Source organism: Mesorhizobium sp. M0751 (assembly GCF_040320265.1).
GTDB lineage: Bacteria > Pseudomonadota > Alphaproteobacteria > Rhizobiales > Rhizobiaceae > Mesorhizobium.
This window is the reverse complement of record NZ_JAMYPH010000018.1, coordinates 13,543-36,686: the sequence shown is the minus strand read 5'-3', so window position 1 is coordinate 36,686 and position 23,144 is coordinate 13,543. Positions and strand designations below refer to the sequence as shown.

Annotated in this window: 21 protein-coding genes and 1 pseudogene; 9 read left to right on the top strand and 13 right to left on the bottom strand. The window is 63.4% G+C overall.

The window, feature by feature from the left end; all coding sequences use genetic code 11:
* Positions 1-112 precede the first annotated feature (112 nt).
* On the bottom strand, positions 113-748 hold the full coding sequence (locus NKI19_RS24300; RefSeq protein WP_352566048.1) for a helix-turn-helix transcriptional regulator: 636 nt from the start codon (positions 746-748) through the stop codon (positions 113-115).
* Between the two features lie 7 nt (positions 749-755).
* Positions 756-1,625: a S1C family serine protease gene (locus tag NKI19_RS24295; RefSeq protein WP_352566049.1), complete on the bottom strand. Its 870-nt coding sequence runs from the start codon at positions 1,623-1,625 to the stop codon at positions 756-758.
* A gap of 169 nt (positions 1,626-1,794) precedes the next feature.
* On the opposite strand from NKI19_RS24295, the gene NKI19_RS24290 reads away from it, so the two are divergent.
* Positions 1,795-2,745: a S1C family serine protease gene (locus NKI19_RS24290; RefSeq protein ID WP_352566051.1), complete on the top strand. Its 951-nt coding sequence runs from the start codon at positions 1,795-1,797 to the stop codon at positions 2,743-2,745.
* On the opposite strand, the gene NKI19_RS24285 is transcribed toward NKI19_RS24290, so the two are convergent.
* A complete protein-coding gene (locus tag NKI19_RS24285; protein WP_352566053.1) occupies positions 2,742-3,167 on the bottom strand; it encodes a VOC family protein in 426 nt (141 codons plus the stop codon). The genes NKI19_RS24290 and NKI19_RS24285 overlap by 4 nt on opposite strands.
* Positions 3,168-3,233: 66 nt before the next feature.
* On the opposite strand from NKI19_RS24285, the gene NKI19_RS24280 reads away from it, so the two are divergent.
* Positions 3,234-3,860 carry a TetR/AcrR family transcriptional regulator gene (locus NKI19_RS24280; protein WP_352566054.1) on the top strand — a complete coding sequence of 209 codons (627 nt, stop codon included), beginning with the start codon at positions 3,234-3,236 and terminating at the stop codon, positions 3,858-3,860.
* Here NKI19_RS24280 and NKI19_RS24275 read toward each other — a convergent pair.
* On the bottom strand, positions 3,793-4,749 hold the full coding sequence (locus tag NKI19_RS24275) for a LysR family transcriptional regulator (protein WP_352566056.1): 957 nt from the start codon (positions 4,747-4,749) through the stop codon (positions 3,793-3,795). The two genes, NKI19_RS24280 and NKI19_RS24275, sit on opposite strands and share 68 nt — an antisense overlap.
* 109 nt (positions 4,750-4,858) lie before the next feature.
* Between NKI19_RS24275 and NKI19_RS24270 the strand changes: the two genes are divergently transcribed.
* The 3 genes and pseudogenes from NKI19_RS24270 (at position 4,859) to NKI19_RS24260 (ending at position 9,522) form a co-directional block, all read left to right on the top strand.
* Positions 4,859-5,503, top strand: coding sequence for an FMN-dependent NADH-azoreductase (locus NKI19_RS24270; protein WP_352566058.1), 645 nt, complete (start codon positions 4,859-4,861; stop codon positions 5,501-5,503).
* A 130-nt stretch (positions 5,504-5,633) separates the two neighbouring features.
* Positions 5,634-6,949 (top strand): annotated as a pseudogene (locus NKI19_RS24265) (3' terminal RNA ribose 2'-O-methyltransferase Hen1).
* The gene (locus NKI19_RS24260) at positions 6,946-9,522 is read left to right on the top strand and encodes a polynucleotide kinase-phosphatase (protein WP_352566060.1); all 2,577 of its coding nucleotides are present in this window, start codon (positions 6,946-6,948) and stop codon (positions 9,520-9,522) included. Before NKI19_RS24265 ends, NKI19_RS24260 begins: the two are co-directional and overlap by 4 nt.
* An 8-nt stretch (positions 9,523-9,530) precedes the next feature.
* On the opposite strand, the gene NKI19_RS24255 is transcribed toward NKI19_RS24260, so the two are convergent.
* The 7 genes from NKI19_RS24255 to NKI19_RS24225 all read right to left on the bottom strand — a co-directional run bounded on the left by NKI19_RS24255 (position 9,531) and on the right by NKI19_RS24225 (position 16,821).
* Positions 9,531-9,821 carry an HlyU family transcriptional regulator gene (locus NKI19_RS24255; RefSeq protein ID WP_023678291.1) on the bottom strand — a complete coding sequence of 97 codons (291 nt, stop codon included), beginning with the start codon at positions 9,819-9,821 and terminating at the stop codon, positions 9,531-9,533.
* Positions 9,822-9,934: 113 nt separating this feature from the next.
* A complete protein-coding gene (locus NKI19_RS24250; RefSeq protein WP_352566061.1) occupies positions 9,935-10,615 on the bottom strand; it encodes a PadR family transcriptional regulator in 681 nt (226 codons plus the stop codon).
* A 295-nt stretch (positions 10,616-10,910) separates the two neighbouring features.
* Positions 10,911-11,291, bottom strand: coding sequence for a thiol-disulfide oxidoreductase DCC family protein (locus NKI19_RS24245; protein ID WP_352566063.1), 381 nt, complete (start codon positions 11,289-11,291; stop codon positions 10,911-10,913).
* A 107-nt stretch (positions 11,292-11,398) separates the two neighbouring features.
* Positions 11,399-11,692: a GYD domain-containing protein gene (locus NKI19_RS24240; RefSeq protein WP_352566065.1), complete on the bottom strand. Its 294-nt coding sequence runs from the start codon at positions 11,690-11,692 to the stop codon at positions 11,399-11,401.
* Between the two features lie 207 nt (positions 11,693-11,899).
* Entirely contained in the window at positions 11,900-13,921 is a 2,022-nt protein-coding gene (rpoD, locus tag NKI19_RS24235; RefSeq protein ID WP_352466688.1) for an RNA polymerase sigma factor RpoD, read from the bottom strand.
* Between the two features lie 374 nt (positions 13,922-14,295).
* Positions 14,296-16,272 carry a DNA primase gene (dnaG, locus tag NKI19_RS24230; RefSeq protein WP_352566066.1) on the bottom strand — a complete coding sequence of 659 codons (1,977 nt, stop codon included), beginning with the start codon at positions 16,270-16,272 and terminating at the stop codon, positions 14,296-14,298.
* Positions 16,273-16,431: 159 nt separating this feature from the next.
* Positions 16,432-16,821, bottom strand: coding sequence for an RcnB family protein (locus NKI19_RS24225; RefSeq protein WP_352566068.1), 390 nt, complete (start codon positions 16,819-16,821; stop codon positions 16,432-16,434).
* A 378-nt stretch (positions 16,822-17,199) separates the two neighbouring features.
* Here NKI19_RS24225 and NKI19_RS24220 point away from each other — a divergent pair, with 378 nt between their 5' ends.
* From NKI19_RS24220 to NKI19_RS24210, 3 genes are all read left to right on the top strand, one after another.
* Complete coding sequence (locus NKI19_RS24220; protein WP_352491502.1) at positions 17,200-18,864, top strand: Na/Pi cotransporter family protein; 1,665 nt, start codon at positions 17,200-17,202, stop codon at positions 18,862-18,864.
* A gap of 134 nt (positions 18,865-18,998) precedes the next feature.
* Positions 18,999-19,208, top strand: coding sequence for a DUF2061 domain-containing protein (locus NKI19_RS24215; protein ID WP_292658743.1), 210 nt, complete (start codon positions 18,999-19,001; stop codon positions 19,206-19,208).
* Positions 19,209-19,336: 128 nt separating this feature from the next.
* The gene (locus NKI19_RS24210) at positions 19,337-20,518 is read left to right on the top strand and encodes an MFS transporter (RefSeq protein WP_352491503.1); all 1,182 of its coding nucleotides are present in this window, start codon (positions 19,337-19,339) and stop codon (positions 20,516-20,518) included.
* 2 nt (positions 20,519-20,520) lie between these two features.
* Here the strand turns inward: NKI19_RS24210 and NKI19_RS24205 are convergent, their stop codons facing one another.
* Both NKI19_RS24205 and NKI19_RS24200 read right to left on the bottom strand, forming a co-directional pair.
* Positions 20,521-21,078 (bottom strand): GNAT family N-acetyltransferase, encoded by a 558-nt coding sequence (locus NKI19_RS24205; protein WP_352491504.1) that lies wholly within the window; start codon positions 21,076-21,078, stop codon positions 20,521-20,523.
* Between the two features lie 52 nt (positions 21,079-21,130).
* A complete protein-coding gene (locus tag NKI19_RS24200) occupies positions 21,131-21,580 on the bottom strand; it encodes a GatB/YqeY domain-containing protein (RefSeq protein ID WP_352491505.1) in 450 nt (149 codons plus the stop codon).
* Between the two features lie 319 nt (positions 21,581-21,899).
* On the opposite strand from NKI19_RS24200, the gene carA reads away from it, so the two are divergent.
* The gene (gene carA / locus NKI19_RS24195; protein ID WP_352491506.1) at positions 21,900-23,117 is read left to right on the top strand and encodes a glutamine-hydrolyzing carbamoyl-phosphate synthase small subunit; all 1,218 of its coding nucleotides are present in this window, start codon (positions 21,900-21,902) and stop codon (positions 23,115-23,117) included.
* The last annotated feature ends 27 nt before the right edge of the window (positions 23,118-23,144 follow it).

Below are 23,144 nucleotides of genomic sequence, written 5' to 3'. Positions count from 1 at the left end.
TTGCGCCTCCCTGCAACATGAAAAACACGATCCTTGCGCGGCTGAGAACCGCCGCGCAAGGCCCAACACACCGGATGCGGGTTACGCTGCGTCGGCCTTGAGACAATCCGAGCTAAACCAGCACCAAGCCCTGCCGCATGGCGATGGCGATCGCATCGGTGCGGTTGGCGGCACCGAGCTTCGTCAGGATCGCAGCGACGTGGAACTTCGCCGTGTGCACGGAGATGTTCAGCCGGCGCGCAATAACCTTGTTGGGCGCGCCTTCTGTCAGCAGCGCCAGCACCTCGCTTTCGCGCGGCGAAAGCGTCGGCCGAACGATTTGCTCGTCGGTCGGTTCGTCTTCGAACCGGTCGCTGTCATGGAAGGTCAAATCGTGATGCCGTTCGGATAGAGCATGGCTGTCGCGCGAAATCCGGTAGCCCGCCGCCGCCAGCCGCGCGGCCGCGGCGATCAGCAACTCGTCCGCTTGCACCGGCAGCACGGCAAACACTGTATCGGCCGGCAGCTCCCGGGCCGCTCGCGACGATAGCAGCACCCGAGGCATAGCCGCGTCGAAGAGACTGTCTTGTACCCCATGATCATCGACGATGGCGACATCCGCCGCCTCACGCCCGTCGACTTCGCCCGCCAGAACCGGCCGCAGATCATCGGTCGCGGCGAGAGCCGCGGACAGACTTCGTGCGCGCTCGGCGTCACCGAGCGCGATCAGCACTGTCAGCCGTCTGCCAGCGACCTCACCGCTTACCATCTATCCCTCAGCTCAGTGGCTTTTCACCGATGGTCAGGGAAACCTCGCGATTCTCGCCGCCGCGCACCACGCCGAGTGTCACCAAGGCACCGGCGCTGTCCGGCCCGAGCTTGCGGATCAGCTCGCGCGGGCCATGCACCGTCTCTGCGTTCCACGACACGATAATGTCGCCGAGGCTGAGACCGGCTGCCTTCGCCGGCCCGTTATCGTCGAGGCTCATCACCATGGCGCCCTGTGTATCACCATTGCGGACCGGATGCAGGCCGGCGCCAAGATAGCCACGCGCCACATGACCCTTCTCGCGCAGCGTCGTGACTGCCCGTTCGATCGTTTCGTAAGGCATGACCAGCGCCCGCCGGCGTGGCCCGAACAGCAGCATGCCGATCAGTCCGCCCTTGGCGTCGAGTACAGGGCCGCCCTCGAAACGGCCGCCGGCATTGACGGCAAGATTGATGCGCCGGTCGATGGTGCCGCCGCGCATCGAACGCCAAGCCGGGCCGACCTCGCCGACCGTGCCGAAGGTAGCGAGCGAGGTGCCGTCGCTATTGCCCGCTACGACTGCCAGGTTGCCCGGCCGCACCGCATCCGCCTTTATCAGTGACGGGGCGCTCGGCGCGCCGGCCGGTTTCAAAACGGCCGTGCCGGTGGACGGGTCGCGGCCGACCAGTTCCGCCTTGACGACTTCGCCCGAAGAAAACGTCAGCTCGATCTCCTCGCCGGCCTCGACCGCCTCCTCGGCAGTGACGAAATAGCCGTCCCGCCAGTGGAAAGCAGTTGACGTCCGGTGGTGCGTCGCGAAGCTGGCCGTCGCTGGTGCCGTGGCTGCCGCGATGTCGGCAATGGCGTCGGAAAACGTGCTCAGATTGAAATCGCTCATGATTTGTCTCCTGGGTTCTTCGTGACCCAGATATCGCCCGGCAGGGCGTTGGCGGATACTCGCCTGACGGCTAGTTGGGCATTTGACTGGCCATCTGGTCAGGTCGCGGCCGGTCCGGCAGCTCCGCACATATAGGCATTGTTCATCTTGTTCAAAACGGAGCCCTCAGATGGCCCTGCCCGCCCAGCAATTGCAATATGACGATAGCCTTCTCGATGCCTATTCGGCGACGGTCGCCGATGCCGTCGACCGCATCGGGCCCGCCGTCTGCCGCATCGAGCGCATCGGTGGCCCGGGCGGCCATGGCTCCGGCTTCGTCATCGCGCAGGACGGGCTGGTCGTCACCAACTTCCACGTCGTCGGCGATGCGCGCAGCGTGCGCGTGTCAATGCCGGACGGCGCCTCCAGGGAAGGCCGCGTGCTGGGCCGCGATCCCGACACCGACATTGCGCTGGTGCGCGCCGACGGCAACTTTGCCGACGTTGCGCCGCTTGGCGATTCCAAGCGTTTGAGGCGCGGCCAGATTGCAATTGCCATCGGCAATCCGCTCGGCTTCGAATGGACCGTCACCACTGGCGTCGTCTCGGCACTCGGCCGCTCGATGCGTGCCTCCACCGGCCGGCTCATCGACGACGTCATCCAGACCGACGCCGCGCTCAACCCTGGCAATTCCGGCGGACCGCTGGTGTCCTCGGCCGGCGAGGTGATCGGCGTTAACACCGCGATGATCCATGGTGCGCAAGGCATCGCTTTCGCGGTTGCCTCCAACACGGCCAATTTCGTCATCTCGGAAATCATCCGTTTCGGCCGCGTGCGCCGTGCCTTCATCGGCGTTTCCGCCGACACCACCAACCTGCCGCGCCGCGCAGCCCTTTTGTCGCAAGTATCGAGCAGCACGGCGGTGCGCCTGCGCACCGTCGAAAAGAACAGCCCGGCAGCCAAAGCTGGCCTCAGGGAAGGCGACATTATTGCCGCCATCGACGGCCGCCCGGTCACCGGCGTCGACGATCTGGTGCGCATGCTCGACGCCGAGCGCATCAGCCGCGAGACACTGTGCACCGTGGTGCGCCGCTCCGGCATTACGCAGGTCACGGTGATGCCGTTGGCGCGGGCGAGTTAGCGCGCCGCAGCACCCTGCGCATATTGCGCCAGGAATTCTGAGCTCGGCGGGATCGGCCTGATCACGTCGATCAGCACGCCGTTGGGATCCCTGGTGATGAAATGGCGCTGGCCGAAGGGTTCGTCGCGCAGCGTTCGCAGGATCGGCAGGCCAGCGGCGGTGATCCGTTCATAGACGGCATCCGGATCCCTGACCTCGAAATTGATCAGCAGGCCAGATGTGCGGCCCCGCCCTTCCTCCGGGATCGTCTCATGATCGCCCTGGACGATGCCGAGGTTGACGCGGCGGTCTACGGCTGAGCGCAGATGTACGTACCAGTCGGCCTCAAACAGCGGCTTGAAGCCGAAATGCGCAACATAAAAGGCTGCCGTGCCGGCAACGTCGCTCGTCATCAGCACCGGATAATAGCTCGTCGTCCTCATCTTTCCTTCTCCCGGCGAATAACATACAGTCTGCATGTAAATGGTATTAACATACAGGCTGCATGTATGCAACAGGGATCCGCTCGTCGCTCCAACCGTGATCGCACCGAGGCGACACGCGCCGAGCTCATCGCCGCGGCTCGCAAACTGTTCACCGACAAATCCTATGCCGAGACCGGCACACCCGAGATCGTCGCCGCTGCCGGCGTCACGCGCGGCGCGCTCTATCATCACTTTGCCGACAAGCAGGCGTTGTTTGCCGCTGTGGTCGAACAGGAGGCGCAAGCCGTCTCGGAAGAGATCGAACGCGCGTCGCCGCCTTCGTTATTTGCCCGCGATGCGCTGATTGCCGGCTCGGATGCCTATCTGGCTGCCATGCGTGTGCCCGGCCGTACGCGGCTCTTGCTGCTTGATGGCCCGGCCGTGCTCGGCCGCGCCGCCATGGATGCGATTGACAACCGCCATGGCAACCGTTCGCTGCGCGAGGGCCTTGTTGCCGCGATGCGCTCGCATTCCATGACGAGACTGCCTGTAGAAGCACTGACCGCTTTGCTCGCCGCCGCCTTCGACCGCGCAGCACTCGCCATTGAAGCTGGAGCATCGATCGAGGACCATCGCGCCGTTCTCATGGCGCTGATCGACGGCCTGTCTCCGGCTCCTCCGCAGGCACCTCACCCGGCTCGAACTCGTTGAAGCAGCCGAGCTGGCGCTTGAACTGGTCGATCAGCCAGGCGGCCGCCGGTTTTGGGCTGCGATCGGCGCGGTGCATGGCATAGAGCGGCGAGCGGACTTCGCTGTAAGGCTCGAGATCGAGTTCGACGAGCCGGCCGTTCGCCAGATCATCGGCAATCAGCCATCGCGGCAGCCCGCCCCAGCCCAGCCCTTCGCGCATCAGCACGTGCTTGGTGCGCACATCGGTCAGCCGCCAGGTGCGGTAGGCGAAGACGCCATAGTCACGCCCGCGCGTACGCTCGGACTGATCCGAGACGACCAGTTGGATATGTTCGCGGACATCCTCTAGCGCCACTGGTCTCGGCAGCAGCGCGAGCGGGTGATCAGGCGCTGCGGCTGGCACCAGGGAGATGAAGCCGATGCGAAGCAGATTAACGTCCGTCTCACCCAGAAGCCCCCCGATGCCGAGATCGGCCTGTCCGCCGACAACATGATCGAGGATCAGGCCAAGCGAGCCGATATGCAGACGCAGCGTCACGGCCGGGAACTGCGCCTCGAATGCCTTTAGCACCCGAACCAGCACCGGCGACGGTAGCGTCACGTCGACCGACAGCGTAACTTCGGCCTCCAATCCCTGCCGGTATCCGTCGACACGCGAGCGGATGCGTTGCAGCACGCCGACCATACGCCGCGCATCTTCCAGCGTCGCCTTGCCGACATCGGTCAGTTGCGGTTCACGCGTGCCCTCGCGCTCGAACAGCTTCAGCCCGAGCTGCGCTTCGAGATTGGCGATGGCGTAGCTGATCACCGATTGCGCGCGGTTCAATTTGCGCCCGGCGGCCGAGAAGCTGCCGGTCTCGGCCACCGCAACCAGTATCTGCAGTTGGTCAAGCGTCGGGTTCGGTTGCATCGTTCAATCCACAATTTAGATGGATAATATACAAAATATACCAGTTTTTCAAATGGGTCTGCGCACACATATTTGCCGGGAGATTTTGATCCAACCTGGAGACCCCATTATGTCCATCCTTCTTGTCACATCCAGCCCGCGCGGCGCGGCCTCACACTCGACCCGTATTGCTACGGAATTCGCTGAAAAGCTTGTTGCCGCCGATCCGTCGAACACGCTTGTCGTGCGCGACCTCGTCGCCAATCCGTTGCCGCACATCGATGCCGATTATGCGACTGGCATCTACACGCCGGCCGAAGCGCGCACCCAGCGCCAGGCTGAAGTCGTTGGCGTTTCCGATGTCGTGCTGGATGAACTATTCGCCGCCGATACGGTGATTCTCGCCACCGGCTTCATCAACTTCAACATCTCCTCGACGCTGAAGTCCTGGGTCGATCACGTCGCCCGTTCCGGCAGGAGCTTTGCCTATGGCGAGAACGGCCCTAAGGGCCTCGTCACCGGCAAAAAGGTCTATGTCGTGCTGGCTTCGGGCGGCATCTATTCCGAAGGTGCGGCCGTGCAGTTCGATCACGCCATTCCCTACCTGCGCAGCGTGCTCGGCTTCCTCGGCATGACCGATGTCGAGGTCATCCGCATCGAAGGAGTCGGGATGGGCGCCGATGCGGTGGCAGCAGCGCTGGCCAGGGCCTCGGCCAAGGTCGACGCCATTGTGGCCGCGACCGGTGATGCCGAGCGCGTTGCCACCGCGGCGTAAAGCGTCAGCATCGTCTGAATTGTACAAGGGCAGGCGCCCGGCGCCTGCCCTTGTTTTTCGTTAGCGACAGCTTGTGGTGGGCCACACAACCGCCATTGGTTATTCCGCTTGTCTGCGCTATCGGTCGCGGATGTTCCTGTCTGTTGCCACAACGCACCGTCCGGCCACCGATCTCGGTTTCTTGCTGCACAAGCATCCGGATCGTCTGCACGAGACCGACCTGTCTTTCGGCAAGGCGTGGCTGTTCTATCCCGAGGCAACCGAAGAGCGTTGCGAGGCTGCACTCCTGCTCGACGTCGACCCGGTGGGACTGGTGCGAGGCAAAGGCCAGGCAGAAGGCTTGCTCGACCAATATGTGAACGACCGGCCTTACGCTGCATCATCCTTCCTGTCGGTGGCGCTGAACAAAATGCTGCGGACGGCGAGGACCGGTATATCGAAGGAGCGCCAGGAACTAGCCGACAGCGGTTCGAATCCTTGGGCTGGACAGTCGATCTGACGCCAATCGAAGGAGTCGGGGGTGCTGCAGGCGAGCCCCGATATGGCCATCTGAAGCTGACCGGCACCGGCCGGCTCAGCGCCTTGTTGAATCACCTCTATGTGCTGATCCCGGTGATGGACGATGCCAAGCACTACTGGGTCGGCGAAGCTGAGATCGACAAGCTGCTGTCCAAGGGAGAGGGGTGGCTGGAAAACCAACCGGCCAAAGACCTGATCGTGCGCCGCTATCTTGGCAATCGCAGGGCTTTGGCCCGCATCGCCCTGGAGCGGCTGGCTCCCGAGACGGCTGGCGAGGCACAACCTGCCGAGCTGCGCGTTACACCCGAGGAAGTGCTGGAGACGCCGATCCGGCTCAACGATCTGCGCATGGAAGCTGTGGTCCAGGCCATTCAGGCGACGGGGTCAACCTCGATTGCAGATTTGGGATGCGGCGAAGGCAAGCTGCTCGGTCGGCTCGTGCGCGAGCGATGGGTGCATAAGCTGTTCGGGCTGGATCCGGCGGCACGCGAACTGGAATGGGCTGCAAAGCGTCTCAAGCTGAACGAATTAGGCGGGCCACCCGAGGGCCGGGTCACGCTGCTGCATGGATCGCTGACCTACCGGGACAGCCGTTGGGCCGCAGCCGACGTCGCCGTTCTGGTCGAGGTCATCGAGCATCTCGACGAGGACAGGCTGCCCCTGGTCGAACGCATCGTTTTCGGTGAGACGGCGCCCAAATCCGTCATCGTGACCACTCCGAATGCGGACTACAACGCTCTGTTTCCAAGACTGGACCCCGGCGCATTTCGCCATCCCGATCACCGTTTCGAATGGAGCCGGGCTCAGTTCCAAGCCTGGGCGGCCAAAATCGGCGAGATCTATGGCTATTCGGCCACCTTCAGCGGTATCGGAGCCGAGGACCCGACCCTCGGCGCCCCCACACAGATGGCGGTGTTCACTCGATGAGAGAACCCGACAAGACCAACCTCACCATTCCTGACTTCGCCCTCGTCGTGCTGATCGGCTCGACCGGATCGGGCAAGTCGACTTTCGCCGCCAAGCATTTCCTGGCGACCGAGATCATCTCCTCGGACCAGTGCCGGGCGCTGATCTCCGACGACGAAACCGACCAGGATGTCTCTGCGGATGCCTTCGATCTGGTTCGCGAGATAGCCGGCAAGCGGCTTAAACACCGCAGGCTGGCCGTCATCGACGCCACCAATGTGCGAGCCGCCGACCGCAAGGCCTGGATTGAACTGGCGCGCAAGTGGCACGCTTTGCCCGTCGCCGTGGTCCTCGATCCAGGCGTCGAGGTGTGCGTCGCCCGCAATGCGGTGCGAGCCGACCGGCCGTTTGGCGCCGGGGTCGCCCAGCGCATGACAACCGAGATCCGCAAAGGTCTTGGCGGCCTGCAACGCGAGGGCTTCCGCCAGGTCTGGAAGCTTACCAGCGAGGCCAGCATCGACGCGGCCGAGGTGTCGCGACAGCCGCTGTGGACCGATAAGCGCGACGACCATGGCCCGTTTGATATCATTGGCGACATCCACGGCTGTTTGGATGAGCTTCATATCCTGCTCGCTCGATTGGGCTACAGCATCGTCTGGTCTGAGCATCAGGGCGACCGAACGGTCACCGTGGTTCCACCAGAGGGCCGCAAGATCGTCTTTGTCGGCGACCTCGTCGATCGCGGCCCCAACTCGCCCGACGTACTGCGCATCGCCATGAGCATGGTCGCGGCTGGAACGGCTTACTGTGTCCAGGGCAACCATGAACGCAAACTCAGCCGCTGGCTAGAAGGCCGCAAGGTCACGGTCGCCCACGGCCTCCAGCAGACTATCGATCAGCTAAGTGCACAGGACCGAGGCCTGCGCGAGGCGCTGCCGGCCTTTCTCGACGGCCTGCGCAGCCATGTCTGGCTCGATAGCGGAGGTCTCGCCGTCGCCCATGCCGGCCTCAAGGAAGAGATGATCGGACGCGGTTCCGGCGCCGTGCGCGAGTTCGCTCTGTACGGCGAGACCACAGGCGAGACCGACGAGTTCGGGCTGCCCGTCCGCGCCGACTGGGCTGCGGCCTATCGTGGCAAGACGGCCATTATCTATGGACATACGCCTACGCTATCGGCCGAATGGGTCAACAACACCCTGTGCATCGACACCGGATGCGTATTCGGCGGCAAGCTGACGGCCTTGCGCTGGCCGGAAGGCGAACTGGTCGAGGTGCCGGCAATCCAGACCTGGTCGGAGCCGATACGTCCGCTGGGCGGGCTCGGTCAGGACAAATCGGCGCAGGCCGACGCCGACGGCGTGCTCGATTATCAGGACGTCTCCGGGCGCCGTTGGATCGAGACCGGACTGAGGGGCCGGATTGTCGTGGCCGAGGAGAACGCGTCGGCAGCACTGGAGGTGATGAGCCGCTTCGCGCTCTCGCCGCAATGGCTGGTCTATCTGCCGCCGACCATGTCGCCGTCCGAGACCAGCAGCCAGGACGGCTGGCTGGAACGTCCGGAGGATGCCTTCGCTTATTTCCGCGAGCGTGGCGTTGCCCAGGTCGTGTGCGAGGAGAAGCACATGGGTTCGCGGGCAGTGATCGCGCTCTGCCGGAACGCGCAGGCGGCACGCAGCCGCTTCGGGATCCCGGGCGGCGAAACCGGCGCAATCTGGACCCGCACCGGACGCTCCTTTTTCAACGACAGTGCCATGACGGAGGACCTGCTCGCCCGTCTTCGCACCGAGGTCGACGCGGCGGACCTGTGGAAAGAATTGAACAGCGACTGGCTGCTGCTGGACGCCGAGATAATGCCTTGGTCGGCCAAGGCCGGCAGTCTGATCGAAAGCCAATATGCGCCGGTGGCGATATCTTCTGCCGCCGGATTCAAAGCCAGCCGTGAGGCGCTGGCCCGTGCGATGGCGCGCGGCGTCGATGCAGCCGGCCTGAACGCACGCCTTGAAGACCGTGCCGCCCGCGCAGCCAAATACGCCACCGCCTGGGCGCCCTACGTATGGCCAGTTTCGGGCGTCGAGGACCTTAAGGCCGCGCCTTTCCACCTGCTGGCCAGCGAGGGCCGTGTCTGGTTTGACCAGGACCATGTCTGGCACATGTCGCTCGCGGACCGTCTGGCTGCCCGTGGCGGCGTGGTCACGCCGACTCCATGGCGTATGGTTGATCTGGCCAACGGCAGCGCGTGTGCCGAGGCCGTCGCCTGGTGGGAAGCACTGACTGGCTCGGGCGGCGAAGGCATGGTGGTCAAACCACGCGACTTCGTCAGCCGTGGCAAGAAGGGGCTCATCCAGCCGGCGCTGAAGGTCCGCGGCCCGGAATATTTGCGCATCATCTATGGTCCCGAATATGACGCGCCCGACAATCTCTTCCGCCTCCGAGAACGCGGCCTGGCCGGCAAGCGCAGCCTGGCGCTCAGAGAATTCGCGCTTGGTCACGAAGCGCTAACGCGATTTGTCGCCAGGCAGCCGCTTCGCCGGGTTCACGAGTGTGTCTTCGCCGTGCTGGCGTTGGAAAGCGAGCCAATCGACCCAAGGCTGTAGTAGCCGATCTACCCGAAGATCTTCTCGCCTTGCTCATCGACCAGCTGGATGCCCTTTTTGATTGAGATGTCGACAGCGTCATCAAGCCCGGCGAAGCGGTCGGCGCGGATGAATTTGTGCTCCTTCATCACGCCGTCGATCTCCTTAGAAACTACGCCGCAGGTCTGGTACTGGCCCTCCGCCTTGTAGGGAGTGGCGCTGATCAAAAATCCCTTGTGCTCGATCTGCTTTGCCGGCGCCGCTGTCTTTGGCTCGGCGGCTTCGTTGCCTCCGCCGAAAAGACGCTTCAGAAAAGACATGGGGTATCCTCCAACGGCAATCATCCTGCATCACATAGCGCGGTGCAGGATGATTTTCAGTACCGGTCCTTGGCCGAGCGGGCAAGGGCCGCAGCTGGCTTGGCAGCCAGAGGTCAGTCGCGCGACAACGCTTCCAAGGCCTCCGCGGCAGCTTCCAATATGCTGATTGCCTCGGCCTGCTTTGCTTCAGGCGCATCGACGATTTCGCCGAGCGCGGCGCGCAGCCGGTGGCGCACGGCGCGAAACTCGTCGCGCTTTTCCGAGCGGCCGCGGCCGCGCCGGCCACCGTCGCCGTCATCGTTCCAGCCGAACCAGTCGCGCGCCTTAGCCATCTTGCGGCCGAAGCGCTCGAGATGGTCGAGCACGTGGTCGATCATCTCGCGATTTTCGTTGAGGTGCGCCTGCCCTGCCTCGGTGATCGAAAACACCTTCTTGTTGCCTTCCGCCGCAGAAACGGCGTAGCCGGCCTCTTCCAGGAAGGTCAGCGTCGGATAGACCACGCCGGGGCTCGGGCTGTAGACGCCGCTGGTGCGCTCCTCCAGCGCCTTGATGATATCGTATCCGTGCCGCGGCGCCTCGGCCAGCAGCGACAGCGTAATCAGCTTGAGGTCGCCGTCGGCCAGCATGCGCCCGGCGCGGAACATGTCGCCCGGTCCGCCGCGTCCGCCGCCTCTCATGCCATGCCCGAACGGGCCGAAGCCGCCGCGCCCACCGAACTTGCCGGCCATATGCATGAAAACACGTTCGGCGTGCTCGCCAAAACGATGATGCCCGAAATGGTTGCCTTTGTGCATTGTCTGCTCCTTGAGTTATGCCTTACGATATATCTCAACTAGATACCCATAGCGACCGAGTCAAGATATATCTTACGATGTATCTGAAGATAGCGCCCGGCAGGTTTGATTTTCGCCGGCAAGGGGCTAGGAAGCGCGCGACGGGCCGAAGGCAACTCCGCGTAGCAAGCTGCCTCCGACGCTGCTGCTGGTGCTGCCGGCGGTGCGCCGCATCGTTAGCTGGGTTTTCGAGCCTGTGGCTCGATAGCCGGCCATGCGAAGGCTTGGAAACAATCTCCGGGCCTTTGCCACACTGTTACCAGCGGCCCTTGCGCCGGTTCCAGGCATAGAGCAGATCGGCGAAACGATTATAGGCATAGCGTGTCAACGGCAGTGCGGCGGGATTGCCGAACAGCGTCGCCAGCCAGCCTTCGCCGGGCGTCGCCCGCCAAACGGCAATGGCGACATCGGCGCCGGCCAGCAGATTGCGGCTCGCATCCGTCGCATGCAGCCGGCGCCGGATATCCTCCAGCCCGATGCCGTATCCGGCCAGTGCCGCCGGTTCGGCATTGATGTCGCGAAATTCGATCCGCCCGGCCTTGACCGCCTCGATCAGCCGCCGCTTCTGCCGGCTGATACCGGCATCACAGACCGGACAGCGCGTATTATACCAGACGGTCAGCAGCGGCTTGCTCATGTTTCGAAACGGCACCAGAGGGACGCGCACCGACTATTCGGCAAACGCCATTGCGCCGCAACGCAACACGAAACCCGCGAAATGGCCGGCCAGGCCTGGAGCGCAACTTACCCGAGCGAGGTGATGATCTCGCGATAGGCATCCTCCGGGAAAGCCTTGAGCGTCCGCGTCCTGACGTTTCCGCCCGCCGCCAGCATCAGCGAGAAGCGAGCCAGGACGGCATCGTCGGGCGCTTCGAGCACGGCCACCATGTCGCAATCCCCCATGGTGAGATAAAATGCCTTGAAGGACCCGCCCATGTCGCCCAGCAGTTTCTTGGCGGCATCGAGCCGCTTCGGCGACTCGCGCACATTTTTGGCGCCTTGCTCCGTCCAGTTGATCAGCACGATGTAAGTTGTCATGGCACACCTCCCTCCGGTGCCGCGGAGCACGGCGTCCAACCGCCGGGGCGGGCATCCGGGTTTGTCGCCCAGAGAATGCGTCCGTCACGGAATTATCCTCTCGTAGGGCACGACCCGCAAGAGCTGCGCGTCCAATCGTGATCGCCTATGCCAAAACGGAAAAGGGCGCCACCGGCGCCCTTGAAACTGCTTATCCGTCACCCGGCCTCAGCTGTCGAGGAAGCTTCTGAGCTTGCGCGACCGGCTCGGGTGCTTGAGCTTGCGCAGCGCCTTGGCTTCGATCTGGCGGATGCGCTCGCGGGTGACCGAGAACTGCTGGCCGACTTCCTCCAGCGTGTGGTCGGTGTTCATGCCGATGCCGAAGCGCATTCTGAGCACGCGCTCTTCGCGCGGCGTCAGCGAGGCCAATACGCGCGTCGTCGTCTCGCGCAAATTGGCCTGGATCGCCGCGTCGATCGGCAGGATCGCCATCTTGTCCTCGATGAAGTCGCCCAGATGCGAATCCTCCTCGTCGCCGACCGGCGTTTCGAGCGAGATCGGCTCCTTGGCGATCTTCAGCACCTTGCGCACTTTTTCCAGCGGCATGGCGAGCTTTTCCGCCAGTTCTTCCGGCGTCGGCTCACGGCCGATCTCATGCAGCATCTGGCGCGAGGTGCGCACGATCTTGTTGATCGTTTCGATCATGTGCACCGGAATGCGGATGGTGCGCGCCTGGTCGGCGATCGAACGGGTGATCGCCTGCCGGATCCACCATGTCGCGTAGGTCGAGAACTTGTAGCCGCGGCGGTATTCGAATTTGTCGACCGCCTTCATCAGGCCGATATTGCCTTCCTGGATCAAGTCGAGGAACTGCAGGCCGCGATTTGTGTATTTCTTGGCGATGGAGATGACCAGGCGCAGATTGGCCTCGACCATTTCCTTCTTGGCGATCGCGGCTTCGCGCTCGCCCTTCTGCACCTGGTTGACGATCTTCCGGAATTCCTGGATCGAAATCGCCGTCTCGGTGGCGAGGTTCTGGATCTCTGCGCGCAGGTCGCGGATGGCGTCCTTCTCGTTCTTGGTGAATTCCTTCCAGCCGCGCGAGGTCAAATTGCCGATCGAGCGAGTCCAGTTCGGATCGAGCTCCGAGCCCTGATATTCCCTGAGGAATTCCTCGCGGCGCACGCCATAGCTTTCGGCCAGCCTGAGCAGCTTGCCTTCGTTCTGCACCAGGCGCTTGTTGATGTCGTAGAGCTGCTCGACCAGCGCCTCGATGCGCGCCGTGTTCAAGGACAGCGACTTCACCGCCTTGATCAACTGGTCCTTCAGCTCCTTGAGCCGGCGATCCTGGCTGGGCGACAGCGTGCCGGCGGCAGCCAGCCGGTTCTCGACCTGCTGGTCCTGCAGCTTGCGCAGTTTCTTGTAGGTGTCGGCAATGACGTCGAGCGTCTCCATCACCTGCGGGCGCAGTTCCGCTTCCATCGCCGCCAGCGACAGGCTCGCCTCGTCATCGTCCTCCTCGTCGTCGTCCACCAGGCCACGGGTGTCGCCGCCGACATTGGTGATGTCGTCCTCGTCTTCGCGCGAACGGCGCGACTTTTCCTCGGTCTTGGCTTCCTCGATACGCTCGACAACCGGCGCCTGCTTGGCCTCCGGCCCGGCATAGGTCGCCTCGAGGTCGATGATCTCGCGCAGCAGGATCTTCGATTCGTTGAGCTCGTCACGCCAGATGATGATGGCCTGGAAAGTCAGCGGGCTTTCGCACAGGCCCGCGATCATCGTCTCGCGGCCGGCCTCGATGCGCTTGGCGATCGCGATTTCGCCCTCGCGCGACAGAAGCTCGACCGAGCCCATCTCGCGAAGATACATGCGGACCGGATCGTCGGTGCGGTCGGTCGGCTCTTTCTTGGTCGTGGTGGCGGCGACGGCGGTGCCGGTCTGCTCGGCCAGCTCGTTGGCATCTTCCTCGGCATCAGCGGCGGTATCGGCGGCTTCGGGCTCCTCGCCCTGCTCGTCGTCCTCGACCACATTGATGCCCATGTCGGAAAGCATGGCCATCGTGTCCTCGATCTGCTCGGAGGTCACTTCCTCCGAGGGCAGCACCGAATTCAGCTCGTCCATGGTGACATAACCGCGCTTCTTGGCGGCCTTGATCATCTTCTTGACAGCATCGTCGGAAAGGTCGAGCAGAGGGCCATCGGTCGCGGCCTCGCGTTCGGTCTCGACTTCTTCCTTTTCTTTTGTCGCCATAGTCTTTATTTTCTCCAAGCGGCTGAGTATCAAAGCCGCGTACGCTGCCGGTCCGGTCAAATTGGATGCGCTCCTTCCAGAACGCGCTTTACCGGGCCAGTAACTGCATCTCTCGTTAAGTCCAGATTAACCCTGATATCTGTGGCAAGCTGACTGCCTGTCCAGTGATCAGTACCTTACATCGCTGCATTCCCGTCGATGCCGGGGCGGGTTAACGTTTCGAATCGACCTGATTCCGCCATTCTGCCGGAAGGTCAAGCGCCTCTCGCATGATTCGCATGAAAAAAGCGAATCAATTACCCGACTTAGAGCACCGCACGCTTGATTCAACGTGCAAGCACGTCCTTACATTTCAGTCTTCTGGAGGCTTCGATCTAGACGCGCCCAGCCCTGCCCGATGATACGCCAAACCCTTCGATCAGCGCTTCCGTTGCCTGCACATCACGAAATTGCGCCTGGATTTCGACCAGGTGCCGGTAGTTCTCGTCCGTGGGATCGCTGGCGAGCGCTGCTTCCGCCTGCTTCAGCTCCTTATGTAAGGTGCGCGCGCTGCGCTGCAAGTGGAGAGCCTGGCTGAACGCATCGCGAGCATCGTCGAGTGCTGCCGTTTCCAGCGCCGGCCATTGCCGCGCACGTTTGATCAGCGCCACCGCGCGCTGCCAGATCTCACCGCAGCCGGCCCGCTCGATCGTCGCGATTACAGCCTCGCGGTTGTTGGCCATATCGTGCGCCATGGCGTCGAGGATGGCCGCATGCAGCCGCTTCAGATCGGAGTTGGCGAGATCGAGGAACTCGACATGGGCGAAATTCTCGTCGATCAGCACGGGATGGTTGACGAGGGCCGCAATGATCGTCGCCTCGCGCACCGACATGCCCTCGCCGCCGCGTTTGACCAGCGCCGAGCGGCCGAGGCTTTCGGTGATCGCGGTGCGCCCACCGGCACCGCCGCCACGTGCAAACTGTCCGCCGGGTGCTGAGACCCTGCCCGGGAAGCGCTCCCCGGGCCGTCCGTCCTGACGTCCCTGGCGTCCGCGCTGGGTCCCGAAGAAGCTCTGTACCCGCTCGCGCATTTCCTGTTGGTAGTGATAGCGAAGGCTCTCGTCGCGGATGCGGCTGGTCAGTTCGCGCAGCGTCTTTTCGAGTTCCGCCCGCCGTTCCGGCGTGTCGAAGATGCCGCCGGCGGTCTCGCGCATCCACAAGAGGTCGGCCAGCGGCCGCGCCTCGGAAAGCACGGCGCGGAACGCATCCGGTCCGTCACCCTTGACCAGATCGTCGGGATCCTTGCCCTCCGGCAGCAGGGCGAAGCGCACGGAGCGGCCCCCCTGGACCGCCGGCAGCGCCATGTCGGCGGCGCGCCACGCTGCCTTCAATCCGGCCTGGTCGCCATCGAAGCACAGCACCGGCTCGCCGGCCATGCGCCATAGAAGTTCGAGCTGGTTTTCAGTCAACGCGGTGCCGAGCGGCGCCACCACGTTTTCGAAGCCGGCCTGCGCCAGCGCGATCACATCCATGTAGCCTTCTACGGCAATGACCGTGCCGCCCTTGGCCAGCGCCCCCTGCCCCAGCACCCCCTTTCCCAGCGCTTGGCGCGCACGGGCGAAATTGTAGAGCACGTTGCCCTTGTGGAAGAGCTCCGTATCGGGCGAGTTCATATATTTGGCCAGCGCATCCGGCGCCAGTGCCCGCCCGCCGAAGGCGATGATCTTGCCCCTGGAATCCGGGATCGGGAACATGATGCGGTCCCGAAACCAATCGTAGGAAACCGGGACGTCGTCGCCATGGCGCACCAACCCGCACGCCTCGATGTCGGCCTTGGGGACACCCTTGGCGGCAAGGTGCTCCTTCAGCGCGTTGCGGCTGTCGGGGGCATAGCCGAGGCGGAAAGACTGCTGCGTCGCCGGTGTCAGCCCCCGGTCGCGCAGATAGGCGCGGGCCTTTGCCCCTTCCGGCCCCTGCAGCCGTTCCTGGAAGAACACCGTCGCCATCTCCATGACGTCGGTCAGGCTGGCGCGTTCCTTTTCGCGCCGCTCCTCATCGGCGTCGCGAACCGGCATCGGAACGCCGGCCATGTCGGCGATCTTCTCGACGGCCTCGGGAAAGCTCATGCCATCGAGTTCGGTCAAGAACTTGAAATGGTCGCCCGAAACCGAGCAGCCGAAACAGTGGTAGCGGCCCTTCTTGTCTTCGCAATGGAAGGATGGGCTCTTCTCGCCATGGAACGGACAGCACGCCCAATAATCGCCGCGCGGCGCGTTGGTCTTCTTCCTGTCCCACGCGACGCGCTGGCCGATCACCGAAGAAATCGGTACGCGGTCGCGGATTTCGTCGAGGAAAGCAGGCGGAAAGCGCATGGGGGGACAGCTCGTTTGGCCTCCATATAATCACACGGGCGAAGCCCGACGACTCCTAATGGCGACCATACCCGGTTTTCACAGGCCAAAAAGAGAAGGCGGCCAGCGGGCCGCCTTCTCGATCTAAGCCCGACGCAGCGCCCATCATCCGTTCGGCGCTCACTGCGCGGCGATGGCGCCGAAGATCAGGCCGGAGAGAACGCTGACCAGCAGATAGTCGTTGCCGACCCGGATCCACTCCTGGCCGGGACCGGGACGGCGCAGGCCATAGTGGCGATAGTCGCGGATCGGCCGGTGACGTTTCCAGCTCGAATATCTCTGGCCGTTGCGCCAATGGCTGCGCTTCACGACGATCTTTTTCTTCACTACAACGCGCTTGTTCACGTCGACATGCTTGTTCACGTCGATATGCCTGCCGGGCTTTTGCCAGTCGACCTGGCTGTAGTTCGACTGCGGCGCGTTTGGTGTGTTCAGTGGTGCAGCCTGGCCTTGCAAGGCGGTTGCAGCCAGCATCGAGAAGGCAACGGCGGAAAGAACGATACGTTTCATAGCGGGTACTCCTTGGTTGTCGATGCCTACGGAATAGAGCCGGAAGAATGAACCGAAACTGAGCACAGAGATTACGTTTTCGTAATGATTTCTTACGTTTAGCACGACTAATTCAGCGCTACCTTTAAAGCGGCCGTCCGAGAACGGACGCACGACCCACCGCAACTCCGCAGTCTATGCAACCATTTTGTCAGCCATCCATTTCCGACACGCTCCGTCGCGTGCCAACAGGCGTCCGAACCGGGCAAAATTTATTATTCGGCTAAAATAAATCGGAGTAACATCAACCTCTGCAATGTCCACGATTCGCGCCCACTTTTGCCCCTTTGACTTCACCGCGCCCGCGTCGCTGGCACCTGTCGCATTGCGGGGCGTGGCATGAGTGGCTCCGTCGTTTTGCTGCACCTTGCCGGTGCGGTGGCACTGATGCTGTTTGCCACCCGTCTGGTGAAGACCGGCGTCGAGCGCGCCTATGGCGATGTGCTGCGCCACAAGCTGCGCGCCACCATGCGCAATCCGTTCATGGCGGTTCTGGCCGGCTGCGGCCTGGCGGTCGCACTGCAAAGCTCGACCGCCGTCACCTTGCTGGTCGGCTCATTCGCCGGCTCCGGCATTGTCAGCGGCATGTCGGGCCAGCTTGCGGTGCGCGGCGCCGAGATCGGCTCGGCGCTGGTGGTCAAGCTGCTCACCTTCGATCTGTCGCTGCTGGTGCCGATCTGCCTGGTCGCCGGCACCGTCATGTTCATGGCCACTGAGCGGCGCGACTGGCGCCAGTTCGGCCGCATCCTGGTCGGCATCGGCCTGCTGCTTCTGTCGCTGGAGATGATCGGCCAGGCATCGGAGCCGCTGCGCCAGAGCACGCTGATGCCGCTCATCGTCGACTACTTCTCCGGCGATCCGGTCACCGCCTATCTTCTGGCGGCGTTGGTCACCTGGCTGTTCCATTCCTCGATCGCCGCGGTGCTGCTGATGGTGACGCTCGCCGGCCGCGGCTTCATCCCGCCCGAACTCGGCATTGTGCTGGTGCTCGGGGTCAATCTCGGCTCTTCGATCATCGCGCCGCTTCTAACCCGCAACGCAGAACCCGGCGTTCGCATCGTTCCGATCGGCAATCTCCTGATGCGCGGCATGGGTTCGCTGATCATGCTGATCCTGTTCCTGACGTTCAAGCCGCCGGTCGCCTTCTTGGGCAGCACCGTGCCCGAGCAGATCGTCAATGCCCACATCGTCTTCAACATCCTGATCCTGATCGCCGGCCTCCCGCTGGCGAGCCTGGTCTATCGCGCCTCGGAAAGGATCGTGGCGCTGGGCACCAAGCCGCAGCCCGCCAATGTGCTCGACGTCCTCGAGCTTTCGGCGCTCAACGAAAGTGCGCTCGACGTGCCTAGCCAGGCATTGGCCAACGCCACCCGCGAGGTGGTGCGGGTCTGCGAGACGGTCGAGATCATGCTGAAACGGATCATCGAGCTCTATGAGAGCGCCGATGCCGACAAGATCGGCGCGCTGGCCGCGCTCGACGACCGTGTCGACAGGAAGCACGCGGCGATCAAGCTCTATCTCGCCAAGGTCACCAAGAACCCGCTGAGCGAGGACGAGGCCCTGCGTTGCCAGGAGTTGATCGGCGCCTGCGTCAAGCTGGAGCAGGTCGGCGACATCATCGTGCGCAACATGCTGGTTCACGTGAAGAAGAAATTCGAGCGCGGGCTGGAGTTCACGCCGGAAGGCTGGCGTGAGCTTTGCGCCTTCCATGCCTTGGTGCTTGCCAATGCCAGGCTTGCCTTCAACGTGCTGGTATCCCGCGATCCGGAGACCGCTCGCCAGTTGGTGCTGGAAAAGGACCGGCTGCGCGACCGCGAGAAGGAAACCAGCCAGAGCCATTTCGTGCGGCTGCGCGACGGCACCGCCAAGAGCGTCGAGACCAGTTCCATCCATCTCGACACCATTCGCGACCTCAAGCAGATCAACTCGCTGCTCGCCTCGATGGCCTATCCCGTGCTCGAGGAGCGCGGCCTGCTCACCGGTTCGCGGCTCAAGGCCGGATAGATTGCGTCACAGGCCGGGTTGCTTCAGGACATCGCCTATGAAAATTGCAGTGGGCCAAGGCGCAAAAATTATCTTTGCGCCGCTTCCCGTCTGTCGGCTAAAGGGTCGTCCAATATCTACGGGGAGGAAAGTCGATGGATACCCATTCGCGCAGCTTCGCCAAAGCGCTTTCCTGGCGCATCACCGGTACCATCGACACGATGATCATTTCGCTCGTTGTGACGGGAAGCATCAAGCTCGCCGCGGCCATCGGCCTGACCGAGGTCGTCACCAAGTCGCTGCTCTACTATCTTCACGAACGGGCGTGGCTGAAAATTCCTTACGGGAGGAAGGCAGCCGCCTAGCTCTCGCCTCCGCGGCGGGCGCCTGACCGGCGATCAAGAAAAGCTAAAGCGGCGTCGACAATTTCTGGATTGCCCGCTGCCCTCATCCGTGGTTTGAGGCGACCTTATCCGAGGATCGCCTTTCCGCCATGCTCCCCCTCATTGCCCTGTTCATTGCCGCCTTCGCCTTCGGCACCACCGAATTCGTCATCGCCGGCGTGCTGCCGCAGGTGGCCGGTGGCCTTGGCGTCGCGATCCCGACCGCCGGTTATCTCGTGTCCGGCTATGCCGGCGGCATTGCAGTCGGCGGCCCGCTGCTGGCGCTCGCTACCAAAAGGTTCTCCCGCAAGGCCCTGCTGCTTGGACTGACTGCAGCCTTCACCATCGGCCAAGCCGCCTGCGCGCTGGCGCCCGACTTCGCCTCGATGCTGCTGTTGCGGATAGCCGTGGCCGTGGCGCATGGCGCCTATTTCGGCGTTGCCATGGTGGTGGCCGTCGGCCTGGTGCGCGAAGACCAGCGCGGCATGGCGGTGGCGCTGATCCTGTCCGGCCTCACCGTATCGAATGTCATCGGCGTTCCGGCCGGCACGGCAATCGGCAACATCTGGGGATGGCATGCGACATTCTGGGTGATGTGTGGCCTCGGCGTGGTGGCCTTCGCGGCCATCGGCGCTCTGCTGCCACGCAAGACGGGATCATCGAGCCCGTCAGCGAGCCTTGGCAGCGAGGTCCGCGTGCTCGCACGCCAGCAGGTCTGGACCTCGCTCATTATCATGTTGATGCTGATGATCGGCCAGTTCGGCCTGTTCACCTACATCACGCCGACGCTGCTTGAGCTCACCGGCCTCGACGAGAAATGGATACCTTGGGTGCTCTTGCTCAATGGGGTCGGCGCAACGATCGGCGTCTTCGTCGGCGGGCAGCTCGCCGACTGGAAGCTGATGCCGTCGCTTATCGCCATGCTTTTCCTGCAGGCGGCAATGCTCGCCTTGATCTACGCCGTCAGCCCTTACCCACTGCCGATGGTGATGGCGATCTTCGTCTGGGGCGGCCTCAACTTCGCCATCGGCACGCCGATCCAGACCCGCATACTGACCTGGACCGCGGATGCCTCCAACCTTGCCTCGTCACTCATTCCGTCGGGCTTCAATGTCGGCATCGCGCTCGCCGCATCGCTCGGCGCGGCGATGCTCAATGCCGGCTATGGCTATCGCAGCCTGCCGGTGGTTGGCGCGATCGCCATGCTGGTCGCCGTCGCGGTTGCGCTTGCTTCGCATGTCTGGGAATGGCGAAGCCGGGCTGCGCCGCCGCTGCCGGCTGCCGCCGAATAGGGCTATAGATCAATCCGGTAGCGCAGGCTTTCCGCACCGCCGTAGGAAGCATCCTCGAAGAAACGCCCGACGAGCCGGCCGCCATTGGCCAGAACGACCTTCTGCGAGGGCACATTGTGTGGCTTGCAGGTGATTTCGACGAAGGGCAGGCCAACCGCCCTCGCCTCCACCAGCATCAGCCGCAGCGCCTCGGTCGCATAGCCGCGTCCCCGTTTCCACGGCACCACCGCATAGCCGATGTGACCGAGCACGTGCGACGGCAGCGCCGCGGTGCCGGGTTGCCAGCGCAAGCCGATCGAGCCTGCGACCTCCCCGTCCCAGATCCAGCGCCGGAATCCGGGCAGCCGCGGCACCGTCGAACCGTCCGGCAAGGCAATCGGCGGTCCCTTGCCATCAGGATCGTCGAGATCGGCTACGAAAGTCGCAGGATCCTTTTCAATAGCCGCAAGCTGCTCGCGCGTGGCGTCGAGCAGCCGCACATTGTCCGGCGACCAGCCGCGCTCGAGGGCCGCCTTGTAGGACGGCAGGTGTTCAAACGCCGGTTTGACGAGTTCGATCACGGGCGCGAGCTTTTGCCGGATTGCGGGCGCGACGGCAAGGGGCTTCCGCAGCTTACTGAAGCAGGCTCTTGACGATGCCGCTCGCCTTGGAAAAATCCATCTGCCCGGCATATTTCTCCTTGAGTGTCGCCATCACCTTGCCCATGTCCTTGACACCGCTGGCGCCGGTCTCGGCGATGGCGGAACGGACGGCGCTTTCCGTCTCGGCCTGGCCCAGTTGCGTCGGCAGGAAGTCGCGAATGATGGCCATCTCGTCGCGCTCCTGCGCGGCAAGCTCCGGCCGCTTGCCGTCATCGAACGCCTTGGCCGATTCCTCGCGCTGCTTCACCATCTTGGCCAGGATCTGCAGGATCTCGTCGTCACTGGCCGGCTCCTTGCCGGCGCCGCGATTGGCGATGTCGCGGTCGTGAATGGCCGCCTGGATCAGCCGCAATGTCGGCAGCCGGCGCTTGTCCTGCGCCTTCATCGCGCTCTTCAGGGATTCGGCGATTTTGCCTCGCATGGTGCTTTCTCCTTCGAATGCGGCGGACAATAGCCGTGCCGAAAGCCCAAGGCAAACTCGATAGCGTCCGGCAAACCGCTGATATTGTTCGACGAAATAAATCCCGGCACGCACGGCGCGGCATCATTGACCGCCTTGGCGCCTTCCCCTATGTACTGGGCCTTGCATGAATTGAATTCTAGTGCACGTCGCCCGAGAGGGCGTAGCGGTTTTGGGCAACGACGGGCACAAGTGAAAACTTAGCGCGTCGAGGCTGTGAGATCGCCGCTTCGCGCCTTTTGTTGCGCCGACTGAGGACGCAACCTTTAGGAGTGCCGCCATGGCAACGATGACCGCCGCGTCGACCCCCCCTTGGGCCACCCACAAGCCGACCGCCCTGCTGGTGCTGGCCGACGGCACCGTCATCGAGGGTCGCGGTCTGGGCACCGCCGGCTCCGCCGTCGCCGAGGTCTGCTTCAATACCGCGCTGACCGGCTATCAGGAGATCCTAACCGACCCATCCTATGCCGGCCAGATCGTCACTTTCACATTCCCGCATATCGGCAATATCGGCACCAATGACGAAGACATCGAGGATCTCAACCCGCTGGCCCGCGCCGGCGCAGTCGGCGCCGTGTTCAAGGCCGATGTCACCAACCCGTCGAATTACCGCGCCGGAACCGGTCTCGACCAGTGGCTGAAGAAGCGCGGCATCGTCGCACTTTCAGGCATCGACACGCGGGCGCTGACCGCGCTGATTCGCGAAAAGGGCATGCCCAACGCCGTCATCGCGCACGCGCCCGACGGTATCTTCGACGTCGATGACCTCAAGCGCCGCGCCGCCGCATGGTCGGGGCTTATCGGGCTTGATCTCGCCAAGGAGGTCACCTCCGGCCAGTCCTCGGTCTGGCGCGAGACGCCCTGGGTCTGGAACGAGGGCTTTGGCGAACAGGCTGATCCGTCGATGCACGTCGTTGCCGTCGACTACGGCGTCAAGCGCAACATATTGCGCCTGCTGGCCGGCCTCGGCGCCAAGGTCACCGTGGTGCCGGCAAAAACCGGCGCCGAGGAGATCCTGGCGATGCGGCCCGACGGCATTTTTCTATCCAACGGCCCCGGCGATCCGGAAGCCACCGGCGTCTACGCCGTGCCGGTCATCCAGGATCTGTTGAAGACCGATATCCCGGTGTTCGGCATCTGCCTTGGCCACCAGATGCTGGCGCTGGCGCTGGGCGGCAAGACAGCAAAAATGCATCAGGGCCACCACGGCGCCAACCATCCGGTCAAGGACCACACCACCGGCAAGGTCGAGATCGTCTCGATGAACCATGGCTTTGCCGTCGACGCCGACTCATTGCCGAGCGGCGTCGAGGAAACCCATGTCTCGCTTTTCGACGGTTCGAATTGCGGCATTGCGCTCACCGGCAGGCCGGTCTTCTCGGTCCAGCATCATCCAGAAGCCTCGCCCGGCCCGCAGGATTCGCATTATCTGTTCCGCCGTTTCGTCAATCTTATCCGCGAAAAGCGCGGCGAGCCGGCACTGGCCGAGCGTGTCTAGCGTATTGCGTAAAAACGGATTTGCCTG

Bases quoted from the DNA above. Each gene is read 5' to 3' on its own strand.
- NKI19_RS24300 (WP_352566048.1), bottom strand. From the start codon at position 748: ATGGTAAGCGGTGAGGTCGCTGGCAGACGGCTGACAGTGCTGATCGCG.
- NKI19_RS24295 (WP_352566049.1), bottom strand. From the start codon at position 1,625: ATGAGCGATTTCAATCTGAGCACGTTTTCCGACGCCATTGCCGACATC.
- NKI19_RS24290 (WP_352566051.1), top strand. From the start codon at position 1,795: ATGGCCCTGCCCGCCCAGCAATTGCAATATGACGATAGCCTTCTCGAT.
- NKI19_RS24285 (WP_352566053.1), bottom strand. From the start codon at position 3,167: ATGAGGACGACGAGCTATTATCCGGTGCTGATGACGAGCGACGTTGCC.
- NKI19_RS24280 (WP_352566054.1), top strand. From the start codon at position 3,234: ATGCAACAGGGATCCGCTCGTCGCTCCAACCGTGATCGCACCGAGGCG.
- NKI19_RS24275 (WP_352566056.1), bottom strand. From the start codon at position 4,749: ATGCAACCGAACCCGACGCTTGACCAACTGCAGATACTGGTTGCGGTG.
- NKI19_RS24270 (WP_352566058.1), top strand. From the start codon at position 4,859: ATGTCCATCCTTCTTGTCACATCCAGCCCGCGCGGCGCGGCCTCACAC.
- NKI19_RS24260 (WP_352566060.1), top strand. From the start codon at position 6,946: ATGAGAGAACCCGACAAGACCAACCTCACCATTCCTGACTTCGCCCTC.
- NKI19_RS24255 (WP_023678291.1), bottom strand. From the start codon at position 9,821: ATGTCTTTTCTGAAGCGTCTTTTCGGCGGAGGCAACGAAGCCGCCGAG.
- NKI19_RS24250 (WP_352566061.1), bottom strand. From the start codon at position 10,615: ATGCACAAAGGCAACCATTTCGGGCATCATCGTTTTGGCGAGCACGCC.
- NKI19_RS24245 (WP_352566063.1), bottom strand. From the start codon at position 11,291: ATGAGCAAGCCGCTGCTGACCGTCTGGTATAATACGCGCTGTCCGGTC.
- NKI19_RS24240 (WP_352566065.1), bottom strand. From the start codon at position 11,692: ATGACAACTTACATCGTGCTGATCAACTGGACGGAGCAAGGCGCCAAA.
- rpoD (WP_352466688.1), bottom strand. From the start codon at position 13,921: ATGGCGACAAAAGAAAAGGAAGAAGTCGAGACCGAACGCGAGGCCGCG.
- dnaG (WP_352566066.1), bottom strand. From the start codon at position 16,272: ATGCGCTTTCCGCCTGCTTTCCTCGACGAAATCCGCGACCGCGTACCG.
- NKI19_RS24225 (WP_352566068.1), bottom strand. From the start codon at position 16,821: ATGAAACGTATCGTTCTTTCCGCCGTTGCCTTCTCGATGCTGGCTGCA.
- NKI19_RS24220 (WP_352491502.1), top strand. From the start codon at position 17,200: ATGAGTGGCTCCGTCGTTTTGCTGCACCTTGCCGGTGCGGTGGCACTG.
- NKI19_RS24215 (WP_292658743.1), top strand. From the start codon at position 18,999: ATGGATACCCATTCGCGCAGCTTCGCCAAAGCGCTTTCCTGGCGCATC.
- NKI19_RS24210 (WP_352491503.1), top strand. From the start codon at position 19,337: ATGCTCCCCCTCATTGCCCTGTTCATTGCCGCCTTCGCCTTCGGCACC.
- NKI19_RS24200 (WP_352491505.1), bottom strand. From the start codon at position 21,580: ATGCGAGGCAAAATCGCCGAATCCCTGAAGAGCGCGATGAAGGCGCAG.
- carA (WP_352491506.1), top strand. From the start codon at position 21,900: ATGGCAACGATGACCGCCGCGTCGACCCCCCCTTGGGCCACCCACAAG.